Origin of the sequence: Streptococcus sp. 27098_8_103, assembly GCF_041432345.1 — a bacterium.
In the GTDB taxonomy this organism is placed as follows: domain Bacteria; phylum Bacillota; class Bacilli; order Lactobacillales; family Streptococcaceae; genus Streptococcus; species Streptococcus mitis_BV.
On sequence record NZ_JAPVZK010000002.1, the window covers coordinates 30,271 to 56,743 of the forward strand.

Here is a 26,473-nt window from a genome sequence, read left to right on the forward strand (position 1 = left end):
CATGAACGAACTAGATTTAACCAACATACAGGCGATTTTTGTTACCGTGGTATCGATTGGCATATTGCTTTATCTAAACCACCGAGACCGCAAAAAAAGCGCCCAATTTGAGCGAGAAAACCAACAGACGATAGAAACACCTAGCGAGGATTTAAGCCCTGATTATGGGCGTTATATCCAGCTTGCAGGGGTAAGAGTTTACGGAGGAACTGAATGAGTCTATCAGAGAATGACAAACGAGTATTAAGACTAATCAAGGTAGGGGCTGAGAACTCCATAACAGGGGCAGAAATCAGCCTGATCACTAAGCTAGCAGAAAGAACCGTGCAAGATATTATCAGCCGTCTAATCACGCGCCATAGCGTTCCTATTGTTGGGGTTCGACACGGAACATTTAGAGGATATTTTATCCCTGCTAACAAAGAGGAGTTACTGGACGGAGCAAAAGCATTCTATAACCAAGTACAGGAAGAACAGAAACGCCTAACTGTCCTTTTAAATGCTGATTTAGAGAGCTACAAAGAAACCTTGAAGGAGGTGGGCGGATATGTTTAGCCTAAGCCGAGAAAGTGAGCAAGACCTAGTGCATGGAATTCTGGAGGTAGTGGAAAGATACCATGAAGCGCGTGATAGACTCAAACCACGACTGACAGGCTTAATATCAGCCCAGGAAGTCATGGACGAGTTAGATATAAAATACATGACACTCCAAAAGTGGGAAAAAGCAGGGCTAAGACGGTATCAACCACCACTAGAAGATACTAGGAAAATCTATTATAGAATTTCTGACTTGATGAAGTTTATGGGGGTGGATGAATGAGGGTGCTGGAGTTAATTCTATCCGCTGACAAATTGCCTTTGTTTGGCTTTCTCAAGTCAAATCCTACTCAAGTATGGAAGAATGGGGAACATTACAAATTTATCTACTTTGAGCCAATAGGCGAGGGCTTGACGGCTTTCCACTACAAAGGTTTGTATGTGGCAGTTAAAGACGAAAACGAGGAAGCAGAGGGCTGGGAACTGACCAGAGATTTAGAGATAGGTTTGGCCAGTCCTGACTTGCTGATGATTCTGAAAGATTTAGAGGTAAACAAATTGACCGAGCAACGGCAGGGGCTTGGCATGGAGTTGAAAGGCTGGATTTTCGACCTGATTTGTAACGGCATTTATACCAGGTACGAGACTTCTCTATTTGTCCGCTTGCTATTTGTGAATGGCTACAGTTTTAGTCAGCTGGTGGACTTGTTTTCTACAATCGTCAAGCGTAAAGACCTAGCAAGCTATTTCCTAGAAGTAGCGACAAAATTCTATAAGGAGGTGGCTTTTGAATAGTGACGACATTGTAAATAAAATCATTGAAGAGAATCAGCAACGTGAACCCATTAAGGTAATAGAAGAATCAGAAAGCTATCTGACAACCTTTAAAGGGGTACAAGGCTTTTTATTCAACGTATGTAAGAATCTTGGGGAAGATAGACCATCTAAATCTTTGGAGGTTGCTGACTTTCTTAGAAAGTATATCCGATTTGTGAGAATCAGACCAGAAGTGCAGGGACAGAAAGCGCCCTTGTATTTCTATCATCCTGATAAGGGGATTTGGTTAGAAGATAACGAGTTACTTCAAGATTTAATCTCAACCATTCAACCTGATACGACAGAAAAACAAGCCTTTGATACGATTTACAAAATCGCTAGACGTAGCCCGTTGAAGTCTATCCAAAATGATTATACGGTTATCGGAAACCAGCTATATAACGCTAGTAAGGAAACGTTTGAACCTTTAACACCTAGCATTATTGTAACTAGAAAAATCCGTACAAGGTACGACCCAGAAGCCTATGAGCCTACTATACACGGTTGGAAGCCCAGCAAGTGGCTTGCTGAATTATTTGACAATGATCAAGAATTATATAACCTAGCTATCCAGATTATTAAAGCAAGTATCACAGGTAGAACCCTAAAAAATATCTTTTGGCTTTATGGCGAGGGTGGGACTGGTAAAGGAACTTTTCAGCAGTTACTTATTAATCTAGTAGGCATGGAGAACGTTGCAAGTCTCAAGATGACTGAGTTCGATAAAAGCCGTTTTTCTACCTCCATTCTGTTAGGTAAGAGTCTGGTTATTGGGGACGACGTACAAAAGGATGCAGTTATTAAAGATACGTCAAATATGTTTAGCCTTGCGACTGGGGACATTATGACTATAGAGGACAAAGGGAAGCGCCCCTATAGTTTACGCTTGAATATGACTATTATCCAGTCATCCAACGGCTTACCAAGAATGAACGGGGACAGGTCAGCGATTGACAGGCGGTTTAAGATTCTACCATTTACCAAGGTCTTTAAAGGGAAACCAAACAAGGCAATTAAAGACGACTACATCAACAGGAAAGAAGTATTAGAGTATCTCACACGCCTAGCCCTTGAAACACCGACAAAGGACATCACACCAGAGAAATCAAAGGAGATTTTGCAAGAATACCATGAGGATAACAACCCAGTTATCGCTTTTGTATCTTCATTCTTTACTGATGAACTATCAAGTGAGTTTTTGCCTAATAGTTTTGTTTTCCATAACTGGAAAGGATTTACGGAATATTATGGGGTGAAACTACACAAGACAGAAATGGGGTTGCATCGAGAGATAAAAAGTAATCTACCAAGTTGGATAACCACAGGCCAGAAAGTAATACCATCAGGGAGACAACTTCATTCTGGTTTCTATCCGCATGAAGATACAGCGCCTTACGCACATCCATATTTTAACGGTAGGGAAAAGCCAGAGCAACGGAGAAAAGCTAGAAATGAACGGGGATACTTTAATGGTAAAGCAAAAAAGAAGCAATAACTTTATACACTTTATACACTTGATAAAAAAGTGTTATACTTGCAACCCTTAGAGCGCCAAGGACTTTATACACTTATACACTTTATACGGCAGGTTTTTTCTTTTACAGTATTAAGCACTATAATTCCTGTAAATTATATAAACTAGTGTATAAAGCGTATAAAACAGGGCTTAAACCCTTGATATGACAGGCTTTTAATTTTATACACTTCAAAAATAAAGTGTATAAAATTTTTTCTAAGTGTATAAAAAACATAGATAAAAATGGCAAAAACAAGGTATTTTACATAATTTACCTTAAAACAGAAAGAGGAAAAACAACATGACACTAAAAACATTTTCAGACAAAGCCAAAACATTTACTTTCACTTACGAATTTAAAGACCTAGATACTGCTATGGTAGCAGGTCACGCGCTACTGGGATATATGACTGGAACTTATGAAGTACCATCTATTTCAATAACTCACAAGGATAAAGGGACGCTTGTAGCTGAGTATGTGGAGGATAACAAACTGAACAAGACCTTCAAGCGTATTTGTGACAGTTTTAAAGACTACTACAACCAACCAGTGGACGATGAAGCATTTGAAGAACGTTATAAACGGGAGCGCGTGCTCCAACTCAAGGAGTCAGAGGACTTTGAGAGCTTGCTGAATAAGGTCACAGATTACGAGCTGGAACTATTAGACTATGCTGATCGCTTGCTTTCTGATAAGCCTATCCCTATGGATTCTATGACTGCTTTTGGTACGTTGAAAATGTTGGGTAATGAAAGCATTAACCTACTCCAAAAGTTGGACGTAGAGGGCGAATATAAAGGACTTGCTGATTATTCTGGTCAGTAAACACAGGGGAGCAATCCCCTTTTTGTTAACAAGTCAATAGTTTTGGGTTTTTCCATATAGGGGGAGATAGTGAAGTAGTTGCAATTTACCAAACGAACACCGTAGAAGGGGGAAATATGGAACGCGATAGCCGAGGGAGATTTTTGCCGGGCAATCAAGTAGCAAAAGGCAACAAGGGCAATAGAAAGCCCAAATATGGCAATAGCAACGCTTTGAAGCATGGACTACGCAGAGGATATACCGGATTGTTACCAAGCCTAAAAGGTGGGGTGTCTATATATAAAAATGGTGCATACCTTGGAACGCTACCAGACAAGTATTTCCACCATTCTGAAGATGGGGCGCTTTGGGTAGATTACAACGCTTGTCAGTATTTAATTTCAGTTTGTGGCTTGCCTAAAAGTATGTTTAGCGAACCCGAGGAATGGTAAAGGTGCAGATATTTGAACTCCGAGCGAACGCCGAGAAAATGCAAAAAAAGCCAGCACAGGGCTGACTCCTTTGTGATATATCCGATAAAAATATTATATCATAGAGGAGGCCGAGGTATGACACCAGAGCAGGTAAAAGAAAAACTAGAGGGCGTTAAGTGGATAAGCAAGGAAATCAAAGGCTTATATTTGGAATTGGAGGCCCTGGAAGGTGGTATTATCAAAAAGCCAATACTAAGCCATAGCAGGGTACAGGCAAGCAGAGAGAACAAGACAGAGAACAATCTTATAAGTGTTCTAAAACTAAAAGAGGATACGCTTCAGAGGATTGAGCGACTTACTGAAGAGAGAATGGAAATATCTAGGCTGATTGATAAGTTGGTCAATCCGCTTGAGCGTTCTGTTCTAAGACTTTTTTATTTGAATAATCTAGACGCTTGGCAGGTTGCTGAGGAAATAGATAAATCAAAGACTACAGTATATCGAGTAAAGCAGGAAGCTATAGAACACTTGAGCAAGGTGGAAGGAGCGAACTAATGGAGCTGGATAACTTTAAAACGATGATGAACGTTAGAAAGCGGATGACTTACTTTCTACGTTTCCAGAGAATGGCAGGAAGTGAAAACCAAGTTAGTATCGATGAAGAAGCCTGGAAACTTGTCTTACCTGATCAGTGGAATTTGAGTGGTGAACATGAAAAAGCAATCCGTGAGGGATTGGAAATATTCGCCCAAGACATCAACAGTATAGAGAACAAACGAGCCAGAAAATACTTTATTATCCATTATTACTACATGAGGAAGAAAACAATGAGTGAATGCGTAGAGATGGCAGGTACTAGCTCCACTAGCTACCACCGATACAAACAGATAGCCGTCTTAAACTTTGCGAGAATCCACCAGAACGGAGAGCTAGAGGCATATAAGTAGGCGTCGGTGGTGTTTTGTTGAGAAATGTTGAGATTTAAGTGAGGGGGGATGACATGATTGAAGATTTTTTGATTGATTTGGAGAATATCCAATTAGAAGATATGGAGATAGATTTAAACATGGATATAGACATCGATTTAAACATAGATTTTGACCTTGATGGTTTAGATTTAACCTTACTACAAGAATTAGAAGCATAAATGTTGGCAATTGTAGGCGTAGGCTTCATATTCGCCCCCTATTTTGCTTTGTTTCGTACTGGACAACTAAAACACCACGGACAAACTACAAGCCCTTAGAAACGAATCTGGGGGCTTTTGTGAGGTCATAATCTTATAAACCACGCGCTTCATGGTATAATATACCTATCAGCAACCAGCAATAAAAAAAGCACGTTTGACCGTGCTAGTTTCTTGCCTGCTGAACTCGTCAAATCTTAGCCCTTTTGTGGGGCTTTTTTGCTCCCCTTTTTGCGTACTTTGGGGGAGCAAGTAGTGAAAAGTAATATTAGTGATTTTTGTTAAAAAGCGCGTGATATACGGGTTAGGAAGCCCCAAAGAAACATAAAATAAGCAGTTCTTGATTATACTACAAATTCAGCCTTTTGGGTAATAGAATCTCACTTTTTTTGGTATAATGGTAAGCAATAATGGACTAGAAAGAACAAAGATGCAAGATAAAATTGTCATTCATGGGGCGCGTGCCCATAATTTAAAAAATATTGATGTGGAGATTCCACGAGACAAGTTGGTTGTCGTGACAGGCTTGTCAGGTTCAGGGAAATCCAGTCTGGCCTTCGATACCCTCTATGCGGAGGGTCAACGTCGCTATGTAGAGAGTTTGTCAGCCTACGCTCGTCAATTCTTGGGAAATATGGAGAAGCCTGATGTAGATGCTATTGATGGCCTGAGCCCAGCTATTTCTATTGACCAGAAAACGACTAGTAAAAACCCTCGCTCGACAGTGGGAACAACGACTGAAATCAATGACTATCTGCGTCTCCTCTACGCACGTGTGGGGACGCCTTACTGTATCAACGGGCATGGGGCTATCAAGGCTTCTTCTGTGGAGCAAATCGTTGATAAGGTTTTGGAGTTGCCAGAACGCCAACGTCTGCAAATCTTAGCCCCAGTTATCCGTAAGAAAAAAGGACAGCACAAGAGTGTTATTGAAAAGATTCAGAAAGATGGTTATGTTCGTGTTCGTGTGGATGGGGAAGTCTATGATGTGACCGAAGTGCCAGACTTGTCCAAGAGCAAGCAACACAATATCGATGTCGTGGTTGACCGTATTGTTATCAAGGAGGGCATTCGTAGTCGTCTCTTTGATTCCATTGAGGCTGCCCTTCGTATCGCAGAAGGTTATGTCATTATCGACACCATGGACGACTCTGAGTTGTTGTTCTCTGAGCATTATGCCTGCCCAGTTTGTGGATTTACTGTTCCAGAGTTAGAGCCACGTCTCTTCTCTTTCAATGCTCCTTTTGGTTCTTGTAGTGAGTGTGATGGCTTGGGCATCAAGCTGGAGGTGGATACTGATTTGATAGTGCCAGATGCCAGCAAAACGCTACGCGAGGGAGCCTTGGCTCCTTGGAATCCTATCTCATCCAACTACTATCCAAACATGCTAGAGCAGGCTATGACAGCTTTTGGAGTGGATATGGATAAGCCTTTTGAGAACTTGTCAGAAGAAGATAAGAACTTGATTCTTTACGGTTCAGATGGCAAGGAATTCCATTTCCACTATGAGAATGAATTTGGTGGCGTGCGCGATATCGATATTCCTTTTGAAGGAGTTGTCAATAATATCAAGCGTCGTTATCACGAGACAAACAGCGACTACACTCGCACCCAGATGCGCCTCTACATGAATGAGCTGACCTGCGGAACTTGTCATGGTTATCGCCTCAATGACCAGGCTTTGTCTGTCCGTGTTGGTGGTGAGCAAGGACCACATATCGGAGAAATTTCAGATCTGTCTATCGCTGACCACTTGGAATTGGTGAACAAGTTGACTCTGTCTGAAAATGAAGCCATCATTGCTCGACCTATTCTAAAAGAAATCAAGGACCGTTTGACCTTCCTAAATAACGTGGGTCTTAACTATCTGACCCTGTCTCGTTCAGCAGGTACCCTTTCGGGTGGTGAGAGTCAGCGTATTCGTTTGGCAACCCAGATTGGTTCCAACTTATCTGGCGTTCTCTATATTCTGGATGAGCCGTCAATCGGGCTCCACCAGAGAGACAATGACCGCCTGATTGCCAGTCTCAAAAAGATGCGTGACTTGGGCAATACTCTCATCGTGGTAGAACACGATGAAGATACCATGCGCGAAGCGGATTATCTGATTGACGTTGGTCCCGGTGCTGGTGTTTTTGGTGGGGAGATTGTTGCGGCAGGTACGCCTAAACAGGTAGCTCGCAACAGCAAGTCTATCACAGGCCAGTACTTGTCAGGAAAACGTGCCATTCCAGTACCAGAAGAGCGACGTGTCGGAAATGGTCGTTTTATCGAGGTGACAGGAGCGCGTGAGAACAACTTGCAAAATGTTACTGCTCGCTTCCCACTAGGGAAATTCATCGCGGTGACTGGTGTATCAGGTTCAGGGAAATCGACCCTCATCAACAGCATCCTCAAAAAAGCCATTGCTCAGAAACTCAACCGCAACTCAGACAAACCTGGTAAATTTAAAACGATTACTGGGATTGAGCATGTAGACCGCTTGATTGATATTGACCAAAGTCCTATCGGACGAACGCCAAGGTCCAACCCTGCTACCTATACAGGAGTTTTTGACGACATACGTGACCTCTTTGCCCAGACAAATGAAGCCAAGATTCGAGGCTACAAGAAGGGGCGTTTCAGTTTTAACGTCAAGGGTGGTCGTTGCGAAGCCTGCTCGGGTGACGGGATTATCAAGATTGAGATGCACTTCTTACCAGATGTTTACGTAGCTTGTGAAGTTTGCCACGGAACCCGCTACAACAGTGAAACTCTAGAAGTTCACTACAAGGAAAAAAATATCTCGCAGGTCTTGGACATGACCGTCAACGATGCGGTGGAGTTCTTCCAACACATTCCTAAGATTCAACGCAAACTCCAAACTATCAAGGATGTAGGGCTAGGCTATGTAACGCTAGGTCAACCAGCTACCACCCTTTCTGGGGGAGAGGCCCAGCGTATGAAGTTGGCTAGTGAACTCCACAAACGCTCGACAGGAAAATCTTTCTACATTTTGGATGAGCCGACGACAGGGCTTCATACGGAGGACATCGCTCGCTTGCTCAAGGTATTGGCTCGCTTTGTAGACGATGGCAATACAGTCCTCGTCATTGAGCATAATCTAGATGTTATTAAGACGGCAGACCATATCATCGATTTGGGACCTGAGGGCGGTGTCGGTGGTGGAACCATCATCGCAACAGGAACTCCAGAAGAAGTAGCGGCCAATGAAGCCAGCTACACAGGACACTATTTGAAAGGAAAGTTACATCATGAATAAACGTGTACAAGCATTTATAGCTAAAATGCAAGAAAAAGAACTAGATGGCATCATCATCAATAACCTTAAAAACGTCTATTATTTGACTGGTTTTTGGGGCTCAAACGGAACAGTCTTCATCAGCCGTGACCGTCAGGTCTTGGTGACAGACTCTCGCTATATCATTGCAGCCAAGCAAGAAACCAGTGGGTTTGAGATTGTGGCTGACCGTTATGAATTGGCTGTCATTGCAGGCATTGTTAAGGACATGGGTTTGTCTCGAATCGGTTTTGAGGACGAGATTTCGGTTTCTTATTACCACCGTATGCAGGCTACCTTTGAAGGGTTTGACTTGCTTCCACAAACTCAGTTTGTTGAAGGCCTTCGAATGATTAAGGATGAGGCGGAGATTGCAGCTATTCGCAAGGCTTGTTCTATCTCAGACCAAGCTTTCCGTGATGCGCTTGACTTCATCAAACCAGGAAAAACTGAAATTGAGATTGCCAACTTCCTTGACTTCCGTATGCGTGAGTTGGGAGCATCTGGCTTGTCTTTTGACACCATTCTAGCTAGCGGTATCAACTCTTCCAAACCTCATGCTCATCCTATGCACAAACCAGTGGAGCTGGGAGAAGCCATTACTATGGACTTCGGTTGCCTTTATGACCACTATGTTAGCGATATGACCCGGACTATCTATCTGGGACATGTTAGCGACGAGCAGGCAGAGATTTACAATACGGTTCTCAAAGCCAATCAAGCCTTGATTGACCAGGCTAAAGCAGGATTAGGTTTCCGTGACTTTGACAAAATTCCTCGTGATATTATCATCGAGGCAGGTTATGGCGACTACTTTACCCACGGTATCGGACACGGTATTGGACTGGATATCCATGAGGAACCATACTTTAGTCAGACTTCTACAGAAACTATTAAGGCAGGGATGACATTGACAGACGAGCCAGGTATTTATATTGAAGGTAAATATGGTGTTCGTATCGAGGATGATATCTTGATTACAGAGACGGGTTGTGAATTGTTGACCCTAGCTCCAAAAGAGTTGATAGTTATTTAAGACTCAAACAACTCAAATGATTGACTTTTAAATTTTAAAGGTTTATACTGAAAAAAGAAAACGGTAGGTGAGGCTACCATAGGGATACGGATGACTACCGCAAAGCAGTGGAGACACTACTCGTTGGTCAACAGTCCTGGTCGCGAAGGCCAAGACTAAGCTCATTACATTGCCCTATGGAGTTAAAGCTTGAACGAAAAACAGATAATTAGTTTTTTAATCCTGCCATTTTATGGTGGGATTTTCTACTGTTTAAATCAAAGAAAGGAGATAGACGATGCAAATTGACGATCATCCGGAACCGCACATACACAGCCAATCGCTGATTTGTGTCATTCTGCCCTTATAAAGTGATTGGTCTCTGTGTATGAAACACATCATTCATACAGATAGGAGAAACCAATGAAAACTACAAAAGAAAGATTAGCAACAGCTATTCATACAGCTTTAAACGAAACTCTATCTTTTTATAAGACAAGTCTAACAGGCTTGACTGAGGAGCAGGTGGAGAAAAATCGTGACCTATATGGCGAAAATACCATCACAAAGGGTCAAGAAGACAGTATCCTCAAAAAGATTTACGAATCCATTATCAATCCTTTTACGATTATCTTACTGGTCATCGCCGTGATTTCCTTGGTGACCAATGTCTGGTTGGCAAAACCAGGTCAAGAAGATCCGACAACTTCCATTATCATCGTTGTCCTAGTCCTCATTTCTGGTGGCATACGCTTTGTCCAAGAACTCCGTAGTGATAAGGCTGCGACTAATCTATCAAAAATGATTGTCAACACAGCGACTGTCATTCGTCAAGGAGAAATCCAAGAAGTACCTATCGATGATTTGGTAGTGGGTGACGTGGTTAAATTAAGCGCTGGAGACATGATTCCAGCAGATCTTCTTTTATTTGAGTCGCGCGATTTCTTTGTACAACAGTCGGGCTTGACAGGTGAAAGTGAATCGGTTGAAAAATTGGCCTTGACCAAGGCAACAGTTCAACAATCTGATAGTCTGCTAGAAGCAGAAGCGCTCGCCTTTATGGGAACCAATGTCTTATCTGGTAGTGCCAAGGCCGTGGTTTTAGCAGTTGGTGATGATACCATGATGGGGGCCATTGAACAGACTTTGAACACCTATGATGAGCCTACTTCGTTTGAACGGGAAATGAATAGTATTTCGTGGCTCTTGATTCGTTTGATGCTGGTCATGGTGCCCATCGTTTTCTTGTCCAATGGTTTAACAGATGGAGATTGGTTAGAAGCTGGCGTATTTGCTTTGAGTGTTGGTGTTGGATTGACACCTGAGATGCTTCCTATGATTATCACGGCCAGTCTAGCAAAAGGCTCCATCATTATGGCCAAGGAAAAAGTGGTTATCAAGAAACTCAATGCCATACAGGACTTAGGGGCGATTGATATTTTGTGTACAGATAAGACAGGAACTCTAACCCAAGACGAAATTGTCCTTGAATATCCTTTGGATATACATGGAGATTTGGATTTGACCGTCTTGAGACGAGCTTATCTCAATTCTTATTTTCAAACGGGCTTGAAAAATTTGATGGACAGAGCCATCATCAAACGGACTGAAAAGGAAGCAAAAGAACACGATATCCTCCAAAATCTGGCTCAAACTTTTCAAAAAATAGATGAGCTTCCCTTTGATTTTGAACGTAGACGGATGAGTGTTATCGTTAAGGATGAACACGAAGTTGTTAGTTTGGTAACCAAGGGTGCCCTAGAGGAAATGTTGACGATTTCCAGTCATGCGGAATACCAAGGAGTGATTACTCCCTTGACAGATGCTATTAGAGAAGAGATTTTAGAGGAAGTCCGACAACTAAATCAACAAGGTTTGCGTGTCTTGGGAGTGGCCTATAAGTCAGGTTTGAGGGAAGGTCATGCCTATACAGTTGATGATGAAGGGGATATGATTCTAACTGGTTATTTAGCCTTCCTAGATCCTCCTAAACCATCTGCAGCACCAGCAATTAAGGCTCTGTTAGAACATGGGGTTCAAACAAAGATTTTGACGGGAGACAACGAGAAAGTTACCCAAGCAGTCTGTGAAAAGGTTGGTTTAGATATCAATCAGATGCTGTTAGGATCTGAAATTGATCAGATGAGTAATCAAGAATTGGCTCAAGCCGTGGAGGAGGTAACAGTCTTTGCCAAACTTTCTCCTGACCAAAAAGCACGAATTATTTTGCAATTTAAGGCTAATGGTCATGCTGTTGGCTATATGGGAGATGGGATCAATGATGCTCCTTCTATGAAAGTTGCAGATGTGGGGATTTCTGTTGATACAGCAGTAGATATTGCCAAAGAAACAGCTGATGTTATCCTACTTGATAAGGATCTCATGGTGCTTGAAAAAGGACTGGTTGAAGGTCGTAAGGTCTATGCCAATATGACCAAATATATCAAAATGACAGTGAGTTCTAATTTTGGAAATATATTATCCCTATTAGTCTCTGGGATCTTTTTACCATTTTTACCAATGGCACCAGTCCATTTGATTATCCTAAATCTAGTCTATGATTTGTCTTGTATTGCCTTGCCTTTTGACAAGGTGGATAAAGATTTTTTGAGAAATCCGCATATATGGGAAGCTAAGTCCATCACACGTTTCATGGTTTGGATGGGGCCTATCTCTTCTGCCTTTGACATTTTGACCTTTATTTTGCTCTATTTTATCATTGTACCCATGACGACAGGTCAAGCCTATGTCCATGGAGCGGAGTCTGCTGTAGGATTTATTGTCTTGTTTCAGACAGGTTGGTTTATCGAGTCCATGTGGTCACAGACCATGGTTATCCATATGCTGCGTTCAGCCAAAATTCCCTTTTTACAAAGTCGTCCAGCTTGGCTAGTCCTTGTGACAACCCTATTGGCTGCAGCCTTTGTGACCTTCCTTCCCTACAGTCCACTAGCTAGCCTTCTCCATCTAACTCCTTTAAAATCGATTTATTTCATCTTTTTACTTTTCATCATTATTTTGTATATGATTAGTGTGACAATTGTGAAAAAAATCTATATCAAGAAATATCAAGAATGGCTGTAAATTTCATTTTGTCAAGAAAAAAGTACGAAAATGACGAAAAAAGTCAAAAAAATTTAAAAATAGGTCGCAAGTCGGATGTTTTTTATGGTATAATAGACTAAACTGATAGTAACATGTAGCGAAAGGGGTAGGTACATGATTAAAATTTATACAGTCTCAAGTTGTACTAGCTGTAAAAAAGCAAAAACCTGGCTCAATGCCCACCAGTTAAGTTATAAAGAACAAAACCTTGGTAAAGAAGGAATTACGAGAGAAGAATTACTGGATATTCTAACCAAAACAGATAACGGAATAGCCAGCATCGTTTCATCTAAAAATCGCTATGCCAAAGCCCTTGGAGTGGATATTGAAGATTTGAGCGTCAATGAAGTCCTCAATCTGATTATGGAAACGCCGAGAATTTTAAAGAGCCCAATCCTTGTAGATGAAAAACGCCTGCAAGTTGGCTATAAGGAAGACGATATTCGTGCCTTCCTACCACGCTCTGTCCGTAATGTAGAAAATGCAGAAGCACGTTTGCGTGCAGCTCTATAAACATCAAGGCTGGGAGCAACTCCCAGTCTTATTCTATTTTAATTTCAAAAAGAAAGAAGAAAGAAATGAAAAAAATAGTTCTTGTTAGTCTAGCTTTCCTTTTTGTCCTGGTTGGTTGCGGACAGAAAAAAGAAACTGGACCAGCTACAAAAACAGAAAAGGATACGCTTCAGTCGGCATTGCCAGTTATTGAAAATGCTGAGAAGAATACAGTTGTAACCAAGACTTTGGTTTTGCCCAAGTCAGATGATGGTAGCCAACAAACCCAAATCATTACTTATAAAGATAAGACTTTTTTAAGCTTAACGATTCAACAAAAACGTCCAGTTTCTGATGAGTTGAAGACTTATATCGACCAACATGGAGTGGAAGAAACTCAAAAAGCTCTTCTCGAGGCGGAAGAGAAGGATGAGGCCATCATAGAAGCTCGTAAATTAGCAGGATTTAAGCTTGAAACTAAACTATTGAGTGCAACAGAACTTCAAACAACAACTAGTTTTGATTTTCAAGTTTTGGATGTCAAGAAGGCTTCTCAGTTAGAATATTTGAAGAACATTGGTTTAGAAAATCTCTTGAAGAATGAACCAAGCAAATATATTTCAGACAGATTGGCAAATGGCGCGACAGAACAATAGAAAATCCAAATAAATAGACTGCCTGAATTGTAGAACGTAAGGAATTATGCTATAATGGTACTATTCTAAGGAAAGAGGGTGTTAGAATGGGATTTACTGAAGAAACAGTACGTTTTAAATTGGACGATTCCAATAAAAAAGAAATTAGCGAAACTCTGACTGATGTTTATGCTTCGTTGAACGATAAGGGCTACAACCCAATCAACCAAATCGTAGGTTACGTATTGAGTGGAGACCCTGCCTACGTTCCTCGTTATAATAATGCACGAAATCAAATCCGTAAGTATGAGCGCGATGAAATCGTTGAAGAATTGGTCCGCTACTACCTTAAAGGACAAGGAGTCGATCTATAACCTATGAGAATTATGGGATTGGACGTCGGTTCAAAAACGGTAGGGGTGGCCATTAGCGATCCGCTTGGTTTTACAGCTCAAGGACTTGAAATCATCCAAATCAATGAGGAGCAAGGCCAATTTGGTTTTGACCGCGTTAAAGAGTTGGTTGATACTTACAAGGTGGAACGATTTGTAGTGGGCTTGCCTAAAAACATGAACAACACAAGCGGACCGCGCGTGGAAGCTAGTCAAGCCTACGGAGCAAAGTTAGAAAAGCTTTTTGATTTACCAGTAGACTATCAAGATGAACGCTTGACAACAGTTGCCGCAGAGCGCATGTTGATTGAACAAGCAGATATTAGCCGTAACAAGCGCAAGAAAGTCATTGATAAGTTAGCAGCTCAGCTGATTTTACAAAACTATTTAGATAGAAAATTTTAATATAAAGGAGAGGCTATGTCACACGATCATAACCACGACCACGAAGAACGTGAATTAATTACACTGGTAGATGAGCAAGGAAATGAAACCTTGTTTGAAATCCTTTTGACCATTGACGGAAAAGAAGAATTTGGTAAAAACTATGTTCTTCTAGTACCAGTTAACGCAGAAGAAGACGAAGACGGACAAGTTGAAATCCAAGCATACTCATTCATCGAAAACGAAGATGGAACAGAAGGCGAATTGCAACCAATTCCAGAAGACTCAGAAGACGAATGGAACATGATTGAAGAAGTCTTCAACAGCTTTATGGAGGAGTAAAAATGTTCAGTGAACATTTTTACCCTTACGCTAAAAATAAAGACCGTAAGTAAGTCTGGGAGACTGTATCAGCCCAACTCCTAGAAATTGGAAGAGTTGGAACATCCAGTGGACGTGTTTAGCCCTGCGCTAGAAATTAGAAACGCAGGCACATCCAGTGGATGTTTTTAGCCCACGTTAACTTCATAGTAGCTAGTTATTAGCTAACCAAGTGAGAGGTCGGGACGAAAATCCTGGCCTCGTTTTTGTTAGTTATGAGACTTTATTGAGGCAGTTGATTGAACCTGTAATTAAGGAGATGTATATGTTTGAAGTAGAAGAATGGCTCCATAGTCGGATTGGTTTGAATTTTCGATCAGGTTTGGGCCGAATGCAACAAGCGGTGGATTTGTTGGGGAATCCCGGGAAGTCTTATCCTATTATCCATGTAACCGGGACTAATGGGAAAGGATCTACTATTGCTTTTATGAGGGAGTTATTTATGGGGCATGGCAAAAAAGTTGCGACCTTTACTTCCCCTCATATCGTCTCTATCAATGATCGAATCTGCATTAATGGACAACCTATAGCTGATGCAGACTTCATCCGTTTGGCTAATCAGGTCAAGGAGATGGAGAAAACGCTTCTGCAAACCCATGATCAGTTGTCCTTTTTTGAATTGCTGACCTTGATTGCTTTTCTTTATTTTAGAGAGCAAGCGGTGGATTTGCTTTTACTAGAAGTGGGAATTGGTGGTTTACTAGACACGACCAATGTGGTAACTGGAGAGATTGCTGTCATCACTTCCATCGGACTTGATCATCAGGAGACTCTGGGTGACAGTATAGCAGCAATTGCAGAGCAGAAAGCTGGTATTTTTAAGGCTGGTAAAAAGGCAGTACTTGCGAAGTTGCCTTCAGAAGCTAGGCTTGTTTGTCAGAAAAAAGCAGAATCTTTAGCTGTTGACCTTTATCAGGCAGGTCAGGATTTTTCAATGCTGAATGGGGATTTTTCAAGCTCTTTGGCTAACCTTTCACAGTTGAAAATAGGCTTGGAAGGAGCTTATCAGCAGGAAAATGCGGCCTTGGCGCTACAAACGTTTCTTCTCTTTATGAGAGAAGGAAAGGAAGCTGTTGATGAACAGGTTGTAAGACAGGCTTTGGAGAAGACCCATTGGGCTGGGCGTTTGGAGCGTATTCGTCCTCAAATTTACTTGGACGGTGCTCATAACCTCCCTGCCTTGACTCGCTTGGTTGAATTTACTAAAGAAAAAGAGCAGGAAGGATATCGTCCTCAAATCCTATTTGGAGCCTTGAAAAGGAAGGATTATCAAGGGATGTTGGCTTATCTGACTGAAAAATTGCCTCAGGTGGAACTCAAGGTGACCGGATTTGACTATCAAGGTTCTTTGGATGAAACAGATGTAACAGGTTACGATGTAATTCCTTCTTATCGCGAATTTATCAGCAGTTTCGAAGAAAGAGCAGACACTCAAGACTTGTTATTCATTACAGGGTCTCTCTATTTTATCTCAGAAGTACGGGCCTACTTGCTGGCCCATGAGCAGATAAATTGACCTCCTTTTTTGAACTTGTTATACTAGGAAAACTACTAGTTAGAAGGAAAAACTTCTGTAAATTGGTAGCAGAAAGGAAATTCATCATGAAATTAAAAAGATTCACACTTTCTCTTGCTTCTCTAGCAAGTCTTAGTCTCTTAGTAGCTTGTTCACAAAGAGCTCAACAAGTTCAACAACCAGTAGCTCAATCGCAAACACAACAAACTCAGCAATCACAACCTGCTGCTTCATCTTCGGCAGAAAATTCAAACCAGGCAGCGACAAGTTCTTCACAAAATACGCCTGAGGCTCAACCAACCAATATTGATGGAACTTATACTGGTCAGGACGAAGGAGACCGTATCACTTTAGTGGTAACTGGAACAACTGGTACATGGACACAGGTAGAAACTGACGGAGATCAAGAAATCAAGCAGGTTAGCTTCGATGCCGCTAATCAACGCATGATTATTGGGGATGATGCCAAGATTTATGCAATTAATGGCAATCAGATGATTATTGACGATAGGGATAGAGAAGCGTCTGATCGCATTGTTTTATCAAAATAGACTGGAAGGAGACTGGTTTTGTCAGTCTCTTTTGCTTTTACTCAGAAAAATGATTATAAATACTTGCCTTCTACCGAATACCTGCGTTATACTAGTATTAATTACCTGTTTTTAGCATTCATACTCTTCGAAAATCTCTTCAAACCACGTCAGCTTCCATCTGCAACCTCAAAACAGTGTTTTGAGCAACCTGCGACTAGCTTCCTAGTTTGCTCTTTGCTTTTCATTGAGTATCAAAATATCAAGGAGGGGATATGAAATATAGAAAATTTCAATTATTGATGTCCAAGTATGGCTTTAGTCTTTCGATTATGCTACTTGAACTTTGTCTTGTTTTTGGTTTCTTTCTCTATTTAGGGAGTATGGCCCCTATTCTATGGGTAATTGTCTTAATTTTTATGAGTATGGCGACTATTGTCGCAATTGTCAATCGTTCAATGGCGCCTGAAAGTAAAGTAATGTGGTTAGTGGTAACTTTTGTTCCTGTCATCGGCCCCTTGCTCTATCTGATGTTTGGTGAAAGGCGATTGTCCAAAAAAGAAATCAAGCAGTTGGACAAACTTGGTTCCATGCATTTTCGGGAGGATAACAGTAAAGCTCTCCGCCAGAAATTGAAGGAAGATGATAAGGCGGCTTACGGAGTTATCAAATCTTTGCTAAGTATGGATAGCAATGCCGATGTCTATGATCGAACAGATTCACAATTCTTTTCTTCGGGTGAAAGCATGTGGCAACATATGTTGGAAGACCTCAAGAAAGCTGAGAAATTTATCTTTCTAGAGTACTATATTGTCGAAGAAGGTCTGATGTGGAATAGCATACTAGATATACTAGAGCAAAAGGCCGCTCAGGGTGTAGAGGTCAAGATGCTCTATGATGATATCGGCTGTATGGCGACTTTACCTGGAGACTATACTATTCAGCTTCGTAGTCGAGGAATTGAAGCCCATAAATTTAACAAGGTGATTCCTCGTTTGACGGTGGCTTACAACAATCGGGACCATCGTAAAATCCTTGTCATAGATGGTCAGGTAGCCTATACAGGAGGCATTAACTTAGCCGATGAGTACATCAATCATGTAGAACGCTTTGGCTATTGGAAGGATAGTGGTATTCGCTTAGATGGTCTTGGTGTCAAGGCTTTAACCCGTCTCTTTTTGATGACTTGGTACATCAATCGTGGGGAAATCAGCGATTTTGATCAGTATCACTTGGAAAACCAGCCTTGTTCTAGCCAAGGACTCTGTATTCCGTACGGTAGTGGACCCAAGCCTATCTTCCGTACCCAGGTAGGGAAAAAGGTTTATCAAAGTTTGATTAATCAGGCTACCGATTCTATTTATATAACGACACCTTACTTGATCATTGACTATGATTTAACTGAGAGTATTAAAAATGCAGCCATGAGAGGTGTTGATGTCCGCATCGTGACTCCTTTCATTCCGGATAAAAAATTAATCCAACTCATCACAAGAGGGGCCTATCCGGATTTGTTGTCAGCAGGAGTGAGGATTTTTGAGTATAGTCCAGGCTTTATCCACAGTAAACAAATCTTAGTGGATAAGGACTTTGCTGCAGTTGGAACCATTAACTTAGATTATAGAAGTTTGCTTCACCACTATGAAAATGCAGTCTTGCTATATAAAACAAAATCAATCACAGAGATTCAAAAAGATTTTCAGGAGATTTTTTCAGTATCGCAAGAAATTTTCCCTCATACGATAAAAAATAGCTGGTATCAAAAATTGATTAAGGAAATTGCTCAGTTATTTGCCCCAATCTTATAAGAAATCTAGGACTTAGGATACAACCCAGTCCTATTTTTCTTGCCTTTTACGAATAAGAAGATATAGGAGGAACGATGCTGACTCAGAAAGAATTGGATTATATCATGTCATTTAAACAGACGCATTTACACCGATTTCGGGAAATTGAAACCTTTGTGAAACTATGCAAAAAATCACTCAAACAGCCATCGCAAGCTGACAATTTTAGGTCTTTTTGATATACTAAGACAGATAAATTGAATAGGAGAAACGACATGGCTGTATATGGCAGAATCGAAGAAGTATCCGAAACGATACAGAGTAATGAAATTGAAAATAGACTGGATAGGAACCTTGAATCTCATGTAGAAAAAGAAGAACAGGTAGCTTTTCCATTTTTCAGACTCATCATTGGAAGTACGATTGCAACGGTTTTTTCTGTGGTGCTACCTTTACTTTTAGATATGGTAAGTCCCTCTCAGGCGCAGGATTTGTATATAGGGTGGGCTTTACATCAGGGAGGACAGCTCTACAGTAGCTATTATGCTAGTCACGGTCTTCTTTATTACTTGCCACTTTATATTACCCAAGGAGGCATTCTTTTTGCCTTGGTAGAATGGCTAGCTCTCTTAGGAGGAGGTTACTTCCTCTTTTCTTCAACTGACTATCTGACGGGACAAAGGGAACAAGCCAAGCAACTCCTAACCATATTTTATATTTTGGTATCCGGTCTCGGTTTTGGAGGAGGCTATGCTACGATCTTAGCTCTGCCATTCCTGTTTGCAGGATTTTCGTTCATAGCAGCTTATCTATCAAATCCTAACCATGACAAGGGATTTCTACGTCTGGGGATCTTTTTGGGTCTATCATTTTTCATAGAGCCTCTTACAAGTCTTCTCTTTACTGTAGTAGTAACGATTGGTTTATTTGTCTTTAATGTTGGGCATGGTCGCTTTGCTCATGGAGTTTATCAGTTTTTTGCAGCAGCACTTGGCTTTTCTCTCATCTTTTATCCAGTAGGCTACTATGTGCTTACTTCAGGTAGTTTTGGAGGAGCTATGGGAAGTCTTTTATATCCGATTGATTCCCTTCAGGTCTTTACGAATCCTCAACTAATGGATAATGTTGTATTCTATGGTTTGTTGACCTTTGGTTTAGGAGCTCTCTTCCTTGTTTTTCTAGGATTGTTCCAATCAAAGGCATCAAGATTGTATGTTATTTCAGTGCCAGCTAGTTTTGCTTTCTTATTTGTATTAGCTTTGTTGCTTTTTTCTCAAGAATCTCTTCACGGTTCGCGTTTGATTCTAATCATTCCATTTTTACTCCTTCTTTTGATGACCAGTATTCGTGGGAAACATTCAGCTAGAGGAGCTCGTCGTCGGAGAAGAGAGGAAGTTCCTACTCTATGGAAAAAATTCATGAAAGGGAATCTCTACTTACCGATCCTAGTGGTGGTTTATCTGATTGCAATTCCTTTTGTAGCTCGTTTTGTCTTGCATCCAGCTTCTTATAGAGAACAACATCAAGTGGTAGATAGAGTCAAACAAGAGACGAGTGATGGTGACCAAATCTATATTTGGGATTCACATGTTCAAATGTATAAAGAAAGCCAGCGTTTGGCTGGATCCATGTTCCCATCGCCTCTTCTTTACACGAGTACAGAAGAGAATAAAACTAGTTTACTCAATGACTTGAAAGAAAACCAACCTAAGGTGATTGTGGTGAACGATAAGGTAGCAGTCTGGTCTGAAGTGGAGACACTCTTAAAAGAAAATTACCAACCAGTAAAGACTGATTACTCAGAGTTTAAAGTCTATAAAATTAAATAACTAAATCAATATCTTGTGTATTTTTAAAAATTTTAGGATTTTTAACACAAGATATTGATTTTTCTTTTTAGAGTGGTATAATACTTTTTAGAAAGAACATTTTAGAAAAGAGCATGCATATGATTGCACTAGAAGAAAAAATTACAATTTTGCCAACTCTCTTCGTTGAAAAACGAGATGGGAGACGTGTTGTATTTGATGTGGACAAGATTGACAAGGCTCTCCACAAGGCGGCTGACAAGGTTATGGATGTGACACCCCTGGTCGAAAAACGCCTCAATGCTCTGACCGAGCGAATTGTCACAGAAATTCATAGTCGCTTTCCACAGGGGGTTAAGATTTACGAAATTCAAAATATCGTAGAACATGAACTCCTTGAAGCCAAAGAATATGCGCTAGCTGAGGAGTATATTACTTATCGGACACAAAGGGATTTTGAGCGTTCAAAAGCGACAGATATCAACTTTAGCATCCATAAACTTCTCAACAAAGACCAGGCCGTTGTCAATGAAAATGCTAATAAAGACAGCGATGTCTTTAATACCCAGCGTGATTTGACAGCGGGCATCGTTGGAAAATCAATCGGACTGCAAATGCTTCCTAAGCATGTAGCCAATGCCCACCAAAAGGGGGATATCCACTATCACGATTTGGACTACAGTCCCTATACACCTATGACCAACTGCTGTTTGATTGATTTCAAGGGGATGTTGGAGAATGGTTTTAAGATTGGAAATGCGGAGGTGGAGAGTCCTAAGTCTATCCAGACTGCGACAGCTCAGATTTCCCAAATCATTGCCAACGTTGCTTCTAGCCAGTATGGGGGCTGTTCAGCTGACCGTATCGATGAAGTCTTGGCGCCTTATGCAGAGAAGAATTATCAAAAACACCTTAAGGATGCGGAAGAGTGGGTCTTACCTGACAAACGGGAAGATTACGCTTGGAAGAAAACCCAAAAAGACATCTATGATGCCATGCAATCTCTCGAGTATGAAATTAATACTCTCTTCACTTCAAATGGACAAACCCCCTTTACTTCACTAGGTTTTGGTCTAGGGACAAGTCGTTTTGAACGAGAAATTCAAAAAGCTATCTTGACCATCCGAATCAAGGGACTTGGTTCAGAACACCGCACAGCTATCTTCCCTAAACTTATCTTTACGCTTAAAAGAGGCCTTAACTTGGAAGAAGGGACTCCCAACTACGACATCAAACAGTTGGCCCTCGAGTGTGCAACCAAGCGGATGTATCCAGATGTCTTGTCCTATGATAAGATTATCGAGTTGACTGGTTCTTTCAAGGTTCCTATGGGCTGCCGTTCGTTCCTCCAAGGATGGAAAGACGAGAATGGTGTAGAAGTTAATTCAGGTCGGATGAATCTAGGTGTTGTGACGGTCAATCTTCCTCGCATTGCCCTCGAGTCTGAGGGTAACATGACCAAGTTCTGGGAAATCTTCAATGAGCGTATGAATATCGCAGAAGATGCTCTGGTTTACCGTGTCGAACGTACTAAAGAAGCGACACCAGCCAATGCTCCTATCCTCTATCAGTACGGTGCTTTTGGCCATCGTCTAGGTAAAGAAGAAAGTGTTGACCAGCTCTTTAAGAATCGTCGTGCAACCGTTTCGCTGGGTTACATCGGTTTGTACGAGGTAGCGACAGTCTTCTTTGGAAATAGCTGGGAACACAATCCAGAAGCCAAGGAATTCACGCTGGATATCATTCGTGATATGAAACGCCGGGTGGAAGAGTGGTCAGATCAATATGGCTACCATTTCTCTATCTACTCAACACCGTCCGAAAGTTTGACAGACCGTTTTTGCCGACTGGATACAGAGAAGTTTGGTTCTATTCCTGATATTACAGATAAGGAATACTACACCAACTCTTTCCACTACGATGTTCGTAAAAATCCAACACCGTTTGAAAAATTAGACTTTGAGAAAGTCTATCCGGAAGCAGGTGCGTCAGGTGGTTTCATCCATTATTGTGAGTATCCAGTCCTTCAGCAAAATCCAAAGGCCTTGGAAGCTGTCTGGGACTATGCCTATGACCGTGTCGGCTATCTAGGGACCAATACACCAATCGACCGTTGCTACAAGTGTGACTTTGAAGGGGATTTTGAACCAACTGAGAGAGGATTTGCTTGTCCAAACTGTGGAAATAGCGACCCTAAAACAGTAGACGTTGTTAAACGGACTTGTGGCTATTTAGGCAATCCTCAAGCGAGACCGATGGTCAATGGGCGTCACAAGGAAATCGCAGCGCGTGTCAAACATATGAATGGTTCAACGATTAAAATAGCTGGCCATCAAGTAACAAATTAGAAAGAAATGAAATGGGAAAATATCAATTAGACGATAAGGGACGTGCACAAGTGACCCGTTATCACGAGAAACACTCTAAAGGTGGAGCTGGTAAAAAAGAACGCTTGCTCAACCTCAGAGAACAATTTTTAAATAAGAATAAGAAGAAATAAAAGTGAGAGTCAGCTCTCGCTTTTCTCTTAGTGGGAGGTAAGGATGGAATTACGCAGACCAAGTTTAGCAGATAAAGAAACAGTTTTAGAGATGATGGAAGAGTTTGAAAAGAGCCAATCAGGCCATGATGGAGGATTTTGGGATACAGAGAACTTTGTGTATGAAGAGTGGTTGGAAACAAATATGCAAAAAGAGATGGGAATAAACTTGCCTGAAAATCGTGTTCCTTCTATTCAATTTGTATCATTTGATGATGTAGGTCGTGCTCTAGGATTTTTGAATCTGCGATTGAGACTGAATGAGGGATTATTGAATTATGCTGGCCACATTGGCTACTCCATTCGTCCATCAGAAAGAGGCAAAGGTTATGCTAAAGAGACTCTCTGTCAGGGCTTGCAAGTTGCTAAGGAAAAGAACATCAAGAGAACTCTTGTGACCTGTAGCGTGAATAATCCTGCTAGCAGAGCAGTCATTCTAGCAAATGGTGGGCTCCTTGAAGATGTTCGTAATGGAGTTGAGCGTTATTGGATAGAGGTAGCGAATGAATAATCCAAAACCACAAGAATGGAAAAGCGAGGATCTCAGTCAAGGGCGTATTATTGATTACAAGGCCTTCAACTTTGTGGATGGAGAGGGTGTGCGTAACTCCCTCTATGTATCAGGCTGCATGTTTCACTGCGAGGGGTGCTATAATGTTGCGACTTGGTCTTTCAATGCAGGCATTCCTTATACAGCAGAGTTAGAAGAACAGATTATGGCAGATCTTGCCCAGCACTATGTTCAAGGCTTGACCTTACTGGGAGGGGAGCCATTCCTCAATACGGGCATTCTCTTGCCTCTGGTTAAACGCATTCGTAAGGAATTGCCAGATAAAGACATCTGGTCCTGGACGGGATATACTTGGGAAGAAATGATGTTGGAAACTCCAGATAAACTGGAACTCTTATCATTGATTGACATTCTTGTCGACGGACGATACGATCGAACTAAGAGAAATCTCATGCTCCAGTTTCGAGGTTCGTCCAACCAACGAATTATCGATGTGCAAAAATCTTTCAAAAGTGGGCAAGTAGTGATTTGGGACAAGCTCAATGATGGAAAAGAAAGCTATGAACAGGTGAAGAGAGATTAACTTTCTTCTATAAAAATAGTTAAATAAATGACCTATAAAAAAAGAAAACAGTTTCATTGTAAAAAAACAAAAAAACAGCAACAAATCCCTTGCAATCGCAGGGGCTTTGTGTTATTCTATTATGGTGCTGTAAATTACAGCCTTAGCTTTGATGCAAGAGGTTGCGACACGCTCGGTTGCATTGCCACGCAACACCGCGTCGGTTTTCTTGTGGAGCTAGCCTATTATCTTAAATAGACGAAAAGGAGAAAAAGATGGCAAACAAAAAAATCCGTATCCGTTTGAAAGCTTACGAACACCGTACGCTTGACACAGCGGCTGCAAAAATCGTAGAATCAGCTACTCGTACAGGTGCACAAGTTGCGGGTCCAATCCCACTTCCAACTGAACGTAGCCTCTACACAATCATTCGTGCGACTCACAAATACAAAGACTCTCGCGAACAATTTGAAATGCGTACACACAAACGTTTGATTGATATCGTTAACCCAACTCAAAAAACAGTTGATGCGTTGATGAAATTGGATCTTCCAAGTGGTGTAAACGTAGAAATCAAACTTTAATCTAAAGCTTGATACCTTGAGCATAAAAAACGCTCGTTAAAAACTTTTTGAATAAAAAATATAGAAAAGGAACTATTTTCTCATGACAAAAGGAATCTTAGGGAAAAAAGTGGGAATGACTCAAATCTTCACTGAAGCTGGCGAATTGATCCCTGTAACAGTTATTGAAGCAACTCCAAACGTTGTTCTTCAAGTTAAAACTGTTGAAACAGACGGATACAACGCTATCCAAGTTGGTTTCGATGACAAACGCGAAGTATTGAGCAACAAACCTGCTAAAGGACATGTAGCGAAAGCTAACACGGCTCCTAAGCGCTTCATTCGTGAATTCAAAAACGTTGAAGGCTTGGAAGTTGGTGCTGAAATCACAGTTGAAACATTCGCAGCTGGAGACGTTGTTGACGTAACTGGTACTTCTAAAGGTAAAGGTTTCCAAGGTGTTATCAAGCGCCACGGACAATCACGTGGACCAATGGCTCACGGTTCTCGTTACCACCGTCGTCCAGGTTCTATGGGACCTGTTGCACCTAACCGCGTATTCAAAGGTAAAAACCTTGCAGGACGTATGGGTGGTGACCGCGTAACAATTCAAAACCTTGAAGTTGTACAAGTTGTTCCAGAAAAGAACGTTATCCTTATCAAAGGTAACGTACCAGGTGCTAAGAAATCTCTTATCACTATCAAGTCAGCAGTTAAAGCTGGTAAATAATAAGGAAAGGGGAATACAGTCAAAATGGCAAATGTAACATTATTCGACCAAACTGGTAAACAAGCTGGCGAAGTTGTTCTTAACGATGCAATCTTTGGTATCGAACCAAACCAATCTGTTGTGTTTGATGTGATCATCAGCCAACGTGCTAGCCTTCGTCAAGGAACTCACGCAGTTAAAAACCGCTCAGCTGTTTCAGGTGGCGGACGCAAACCATGGCGTCAAAAAGGAACTGGACGTGCTCGTCAAGGTTCTATCCGCTCTCCACAATGGCGTGGTGGTGGAATCGTCTTCGGACCAACTCCACGTAGCTATGCGTACAAACTTCCTCAAAAAGTTCGTCGCCTTGCGCTTAAATCTGTTTACTCAGAAAAAGTTGCTGAAAATAAATTTGTAGCCGTTGATTCTCTTGAATTTACAGCTCCAAAAACTGCTGAATTTGCAAAAGTTCTTGCAGCTTTGAGCATCGATTCTAAAGTCCTTGTTATTCTTGAAGAAGGAAACGAATTCGCAGCTCTCTCAGCTCGTAACCTTCCAAACGTGAAAGTTGCGACTGCTACAACTGCAAGTGTTCTTGACATCGCAAATAGTGACAAACTTCTTGTTACTCAAGCAGCTATCTCTAAAATCGAGGAGGTTCTTGCATAATGAATTTGTATGATGTTATCAAAAAACCTGTAATCACTGAAAGCTCAATGGCTCAACTTGAAGCAGGAAAATATGTATTTGAAGTTGACACTCGTGCACACAAACTTTTGATCAAGCAAGCTGTTGAAGCTGCTTTCGAAGGTGTTAAAGTTGCTAATGTTAACACAATCAACGTAAAACCAAAAGCTAAACGTGTTGGACGTTACACTGGTTTTACTAACAAAACTAAAAAAGCTATCATCACACTTACAGCTGATTCTAAAGCAATCGAGTTGTTTGCTGCTGAAGCTGAATAATCTAA

Annotated in this window: 30 protein-coding genes and 1 riboswitch; all 30 genes read left to right on the forward strand. The window is 41.2% G+C overall.

What is annotated here, in order from left to right; all coding sequences use genetic code 11:
* The first annotated feature begins 1 nt into the window (after position 1).
* The 30 genes from O3599_RS00610 to O3599_RS00755 all read left to right on the forward strand — a co-directional run bounded on the left by O3599_RS00610 (position 2) and on the right by O3599_RS00755 (position 26,468).
* Positions 2-217: a hypothetical protein gene (locus O3599_RS00610; RefSeq protein ID WP_049543980.1), complete on the forward strand. Its 216-nt coding sequence runs from the start codon at positions 2-4 to the stop codon at positions 215-217.
* Positions 214-555 (forward strand): hypothetical protein, encoded by a 342-nt coding sequence (locus O3599_RS00615; protein WP_000058832.1) that lies wholly within the window; start codon positions 214-216, stop codon positions 553-555. The genes O3599_RS00610 and O3599_RS00615 overlap by 4 nt, the downstream gene beginning before the upstream one ends.
* Entirely contained in the window at positions 548-820 is a 273-nt protein-coding gene (locus O3599_RS00620; RefSeq protein WP_077804409.1) for a transcriptional regulator, read from the forward strand. Before O3599_RS00615 ends, O3599_RS00620 begins: the two co-directional genes overlap by 8 nt.
* Complete coding sequence (locus tag O3599_RS00625) at positions 817-1,332, forward strand: hypothetical protein (protein ID WP_049543975.1); 516 nt, start codon at positions 817-819, stop codon at positions 1,330-1,332. The genes O3599_RS00620 and O3599_RS00625 overlap by 4 nt, the downstream gene beginning before the upstream one ends.
* The gene (locus O3599_RS00630) at positions 1,325-2,848 is read left to right on the forward strand and encodes a DNA primase family protein (RefSeq protein ID WP_049543974.1); all 1,524 of its coding nucleotides are present in this window, start codon (positions 1,325-1,327) and stop codon (positions 2,846-2,848) included. Before O3599_RS00625 ends, O3599_RS00630 begins: the two co-directional genes overlap by 8 nt.
* Before the next feature lie 322 nt (positions 2,849-3,170).
* Positions 3,171-3,695: a hypothetical protein gene (locus O3599_RS00635; RefSeq protein ID WP_049543973.1), complete on the forward strand. Its 525-nt coding sequence runs from the start codon at positions 3,171-3,173 to the stop codon at positions 3,693-3,695.
* Between the two features lie 116 nt (positions 3,696-3,811).
* Positions 3,812-4,126, forward strand: a complete 315-nt coding sequence (locus tag O3599_RS00640) for a hypothetical protein (protein WP_049543972.1) — start codon at positions 3,812-3,814, stop codon at positions 4,124-4,126.
* 117 nt (positions 4,127-4,243) lie between these two features.
* On the forward strand, positions 4,244-4,663 hold the full coding sequence (locus O3599_RS00645; RefSeq protein WP_049543971.1) for a DUF1492 domain-containing protein: 420 nt from the start codon (positions 4,244-4,246) through the stop codon (positions 4,661-4,663).
* The gene (locus O3599_RS00650) at positions 4,663-5,055 is read left to right on the forward strand and encodes a transcriptional regulator (protein ID WP_247939473.1); all 393 of its coding nucleotides are present in this window, start codon (positions 4,663-4,665) and stop codon (positions 5,053-5,055) included. Before O3599_RS00645 ends, O3599_RS00650 begins: the two co-directional genes overlap by 1 nt.
* 53 nt (positions 5,056-5,108) lie before the next feature.
* The gene (locus O3599_RS00655; protein WP_180374977.1) at positions 5,109-5,255 is read left to right on the forward strand and encodes a hypothetical protein; all 147 of its coding nucleotides are present in this window, start codon (positions 5,109-5,111) and stop codon (positions 5,253-5,255) included.
* A gap of 469 nt (positions 5,256-5,724) precedes the next feature.
* Positions 5,725-8,556, forward strand: coding sequence for an excinuclease ABC subunit UvrA (gene uvrA / locus O3599_RS00660; protein ID WP_247939472.1), 2,832 nt, complete (start codon positions 5,725-5,727; stop codon positions 8,554-8,556).
* Positions 8,549-9,610, forward strand: coding sequence for a Xaa-Pro peptidase family protein (locus O3599_RS00665; protein ID WP_247939471.1), 1,062 nt, complete (start codon positions 8,549-8,551; stop codon positions 9,608-9,610). Before uvrA ends, O3599_RS00665 begins: the two co-directional genes overlap by 8 nt.
* A 52-nt stretch (positions 9,611-9,662) precedes the next feature.
* Positions 9,663-9,819: riboswitch (M-box (ykoK) riboswitch) on the forward strand.
* Positions 9,820-10,012: 193 nt separating this feature from the next.
* Positions 10,013-12,673, forward strand: a complete 2,661-nt coding sequence (gene mgtA, locus O3599_RS00670) for a magnesium-translocating P-type ATPase (RefSeq protein ID WP_024057759.1) — start codon at positions 10,013-10,015, stop codon at positions 12,671-12,673.
* A 135-nt stretch (positions 12,674-12,808) separates the two neighbouring features.
* Complete coding sequence (gene spx, locus O3599_RS00675) at positions 12,809-13,207, forward strand: transcriptional regulator Spx (RefSeq protein ID WP_000591165.1); 399 nt, start codon at positions 12,809-12,811, stop codon at positions 13,205-13,207.
* Positions 13,208-13,272: 65 nt separating this feature from the next.
* Positions 13,273-13,842 (forward strand): SP0191 family lipoprotein, encoded by a 570-nt coding sequence (locus tag O3599_RS00680; RefSeq protein ID WP_084947786.1) that lies wholly within the window; start codon positions 13,273-13,275, stop codon positions 13,840-13,842.
* An 86-nt stretch (positions 13,843-13,928) separates the two neighbouring features.
* Positions 13,929-14,195: an IreB family regulatory phosphoprotein gene (locus O3599_RS00685; protein WP_000507059.1), complete on the forward strand. Its 267-nt coding sequence runs from the start codon at positions 13,929-13,931 to the stop codon at positions 14,193-14,195.
* 3 nt (positions 14,196-14,198) lie between these two features.
* A complete protein-coding gene (gene ruvX / locus O3599_RS00690; RefSeq protein WP_084947789.1) occupies positions 14,199-14,618 on the forward strand; it encodes a Holliday junction resolvase RuvX in 420 nt (139 codons plus the stop codon).
* 15 nt (positions 14,619-14,633) lie between these two features.
* Positions 14,634-14,939 (forward strand): DUF1292 domain-containing protein, encoded by a 306-nt coding sequence (locus tag O3599_RS00695; RefSeq protein WP_000017620.1) that lies wholly within the window; start codon positions 14,634-14,636, stop codon positions 14,937-14,939.
* A 304-nt stretch (positions 14,940-15,243) separates the two neighbouring features.
* Positions 15,244-16,494 carry a folylpolyglutamate synthase/dihydrofolate synthase family protein gene (locus O3599_RS00700; RefSeq protein WP_023946812.1) on the forward strand — a complete coding sequence of 417 codons (1,251 nt, stop codon included), beginning with the start codon at positions 15,244-15,246 and terminating at the stop codon, positions 16,492-16,494.
* A gap of 86 nt (positions 16,495-16,580) precedes the next feature.
* Positions 16,581-17,045 carry an SP_0198 family lipoprotein gene (locus O3599_RS00705; RefSeq protein WP_023946810.1) on the forward strand — a complete coding sequence of 155 codons (465 nt, stop codon included), beginning with the start codon at positions 16,581-16,583 and terminating at the stop codon, positions 17,043-17,045.
* Positions 17,046-17,299: 254 nt separating this feature from the next.
* Positions 17,300-18,832, forward strand: coding sequence for a cardiolipin synthase (gene cls, locus O3599_RS00710; protein WP_084947792.1), 1,533 nt, complete (start codon positions 17,300-17,302; stop codon positions 18,830-18,832).
* 254 nt (positions 18,833-19,086) lie between these two features.
* Entirely contained in the window at positions 19,087-20,640 is a 1,554-nt protein-coding gene (locus O3599_RS00715; protein WP_084947796.1) for a damage-inducible protein CinA, read from the forward strand.
* A gap of 119 nt (positions 20,641-20,759) precedes the next feature.
* Positions 20,760-22,967 carry an anaerobic ribonucleoside-triphosphate reductase gene (gene nrdD, locus O3599_RS00720; protein ID WP_049499511.1) on the forward strand — a complete coding sequence of 736 codons (2,208 nt, stop codon included), beginning with the start codon at positions 20,760-20,762 and terminating at the stop codon, positions 22,965-22,967.
* An 11-nt stretch (positions 22,968-22,978) separates the two neighbouring features.
* Positions 22,979-23,119 (forward strand): hypothetical protein, encoded by a 141-nt coding sequence (locus O3599_RS00725; RefSeq protein ID WP_000521618.1) that lies wholly within the window; start codon positions 22,979-22,981, stop codon positions 23,117-23,119.
* A gap of 43 nt (positions 23,120-23,162) precedes the next feature.
* Positions 23,163-23,669: a GNAT family N-acetyltransferase gene (locus O3599_RS00730; RefSeq protein WP_033685582.1), complete on the forward strand. Its 507-nt coding sequence runs from the start codon at positions 23,163-23,165 to the stop codon at positions 23,667-23,669.
* Entirely contained in the window at positions 23,662-24,252 is a 591-nt protein-coding gene (gene nrdG, locus O3599_RS00735) for an anaerobic ribonucleoside-triphosphate reductase activating protein (RefSeq protein ID WP_247939465.1), read from the forward strand. Before O3599_RS00730 ends, nrdG begins: the two co-directional genes overlap by 8 nt.
* 254 nt (positions 24,253-24,506) lie before the next feature.
* Complete coding sequence (gene rpsJ / locus O3599_RS00740; protein WP_001284513.1) at positions 24,507-24,815, forward strand: 30S ribosomal protein S10; 309 nt, start codon at positions 24,507-24,509, stop codon at positions 24,813-24,815.
* An 82-nt stretch (positions 24,816-24,897) separates the two neighbouring features.
* Positions 24,898-25,524 (forward strand): 50S ribosomal protein L3, encoded by a 627-nt coding sequence (rplC, locus tag O3599_RS00745; protein ID WP_000160197.1) that lies wholly within the window; start codon positions 24,898-24,900, stop codon positions 25,522-25,524.
* 24 nt (positions 25,525-25,548) lie between these two features.
* Positions 25,549-26,172, forward strand: coding sequence for a 50S ribosomal protein L4 (rplD, locus tag O3599_RS00750; RefSeq protein WP_000024549.1), 624 nt, complete (start codon positions 25,549-25,551; stop codon positions 26,170-26,172).
* Positions 26,172-26,468, forward strand: a complete 297-nt coding sequence (locus O3599_RS00755; protein ID WP_001055347.1) for a 50S ribosomal protein L23 — start codon at positions 26,172-26,174, stop codon at positions 26,466-26,468. The genes rplD and O3599_RS00755 overlap by 1 nt, the downstream gene beginning before the upstream one ends.
* Positions 26,469-26,473: the final 5 nt, after the last annotated feature.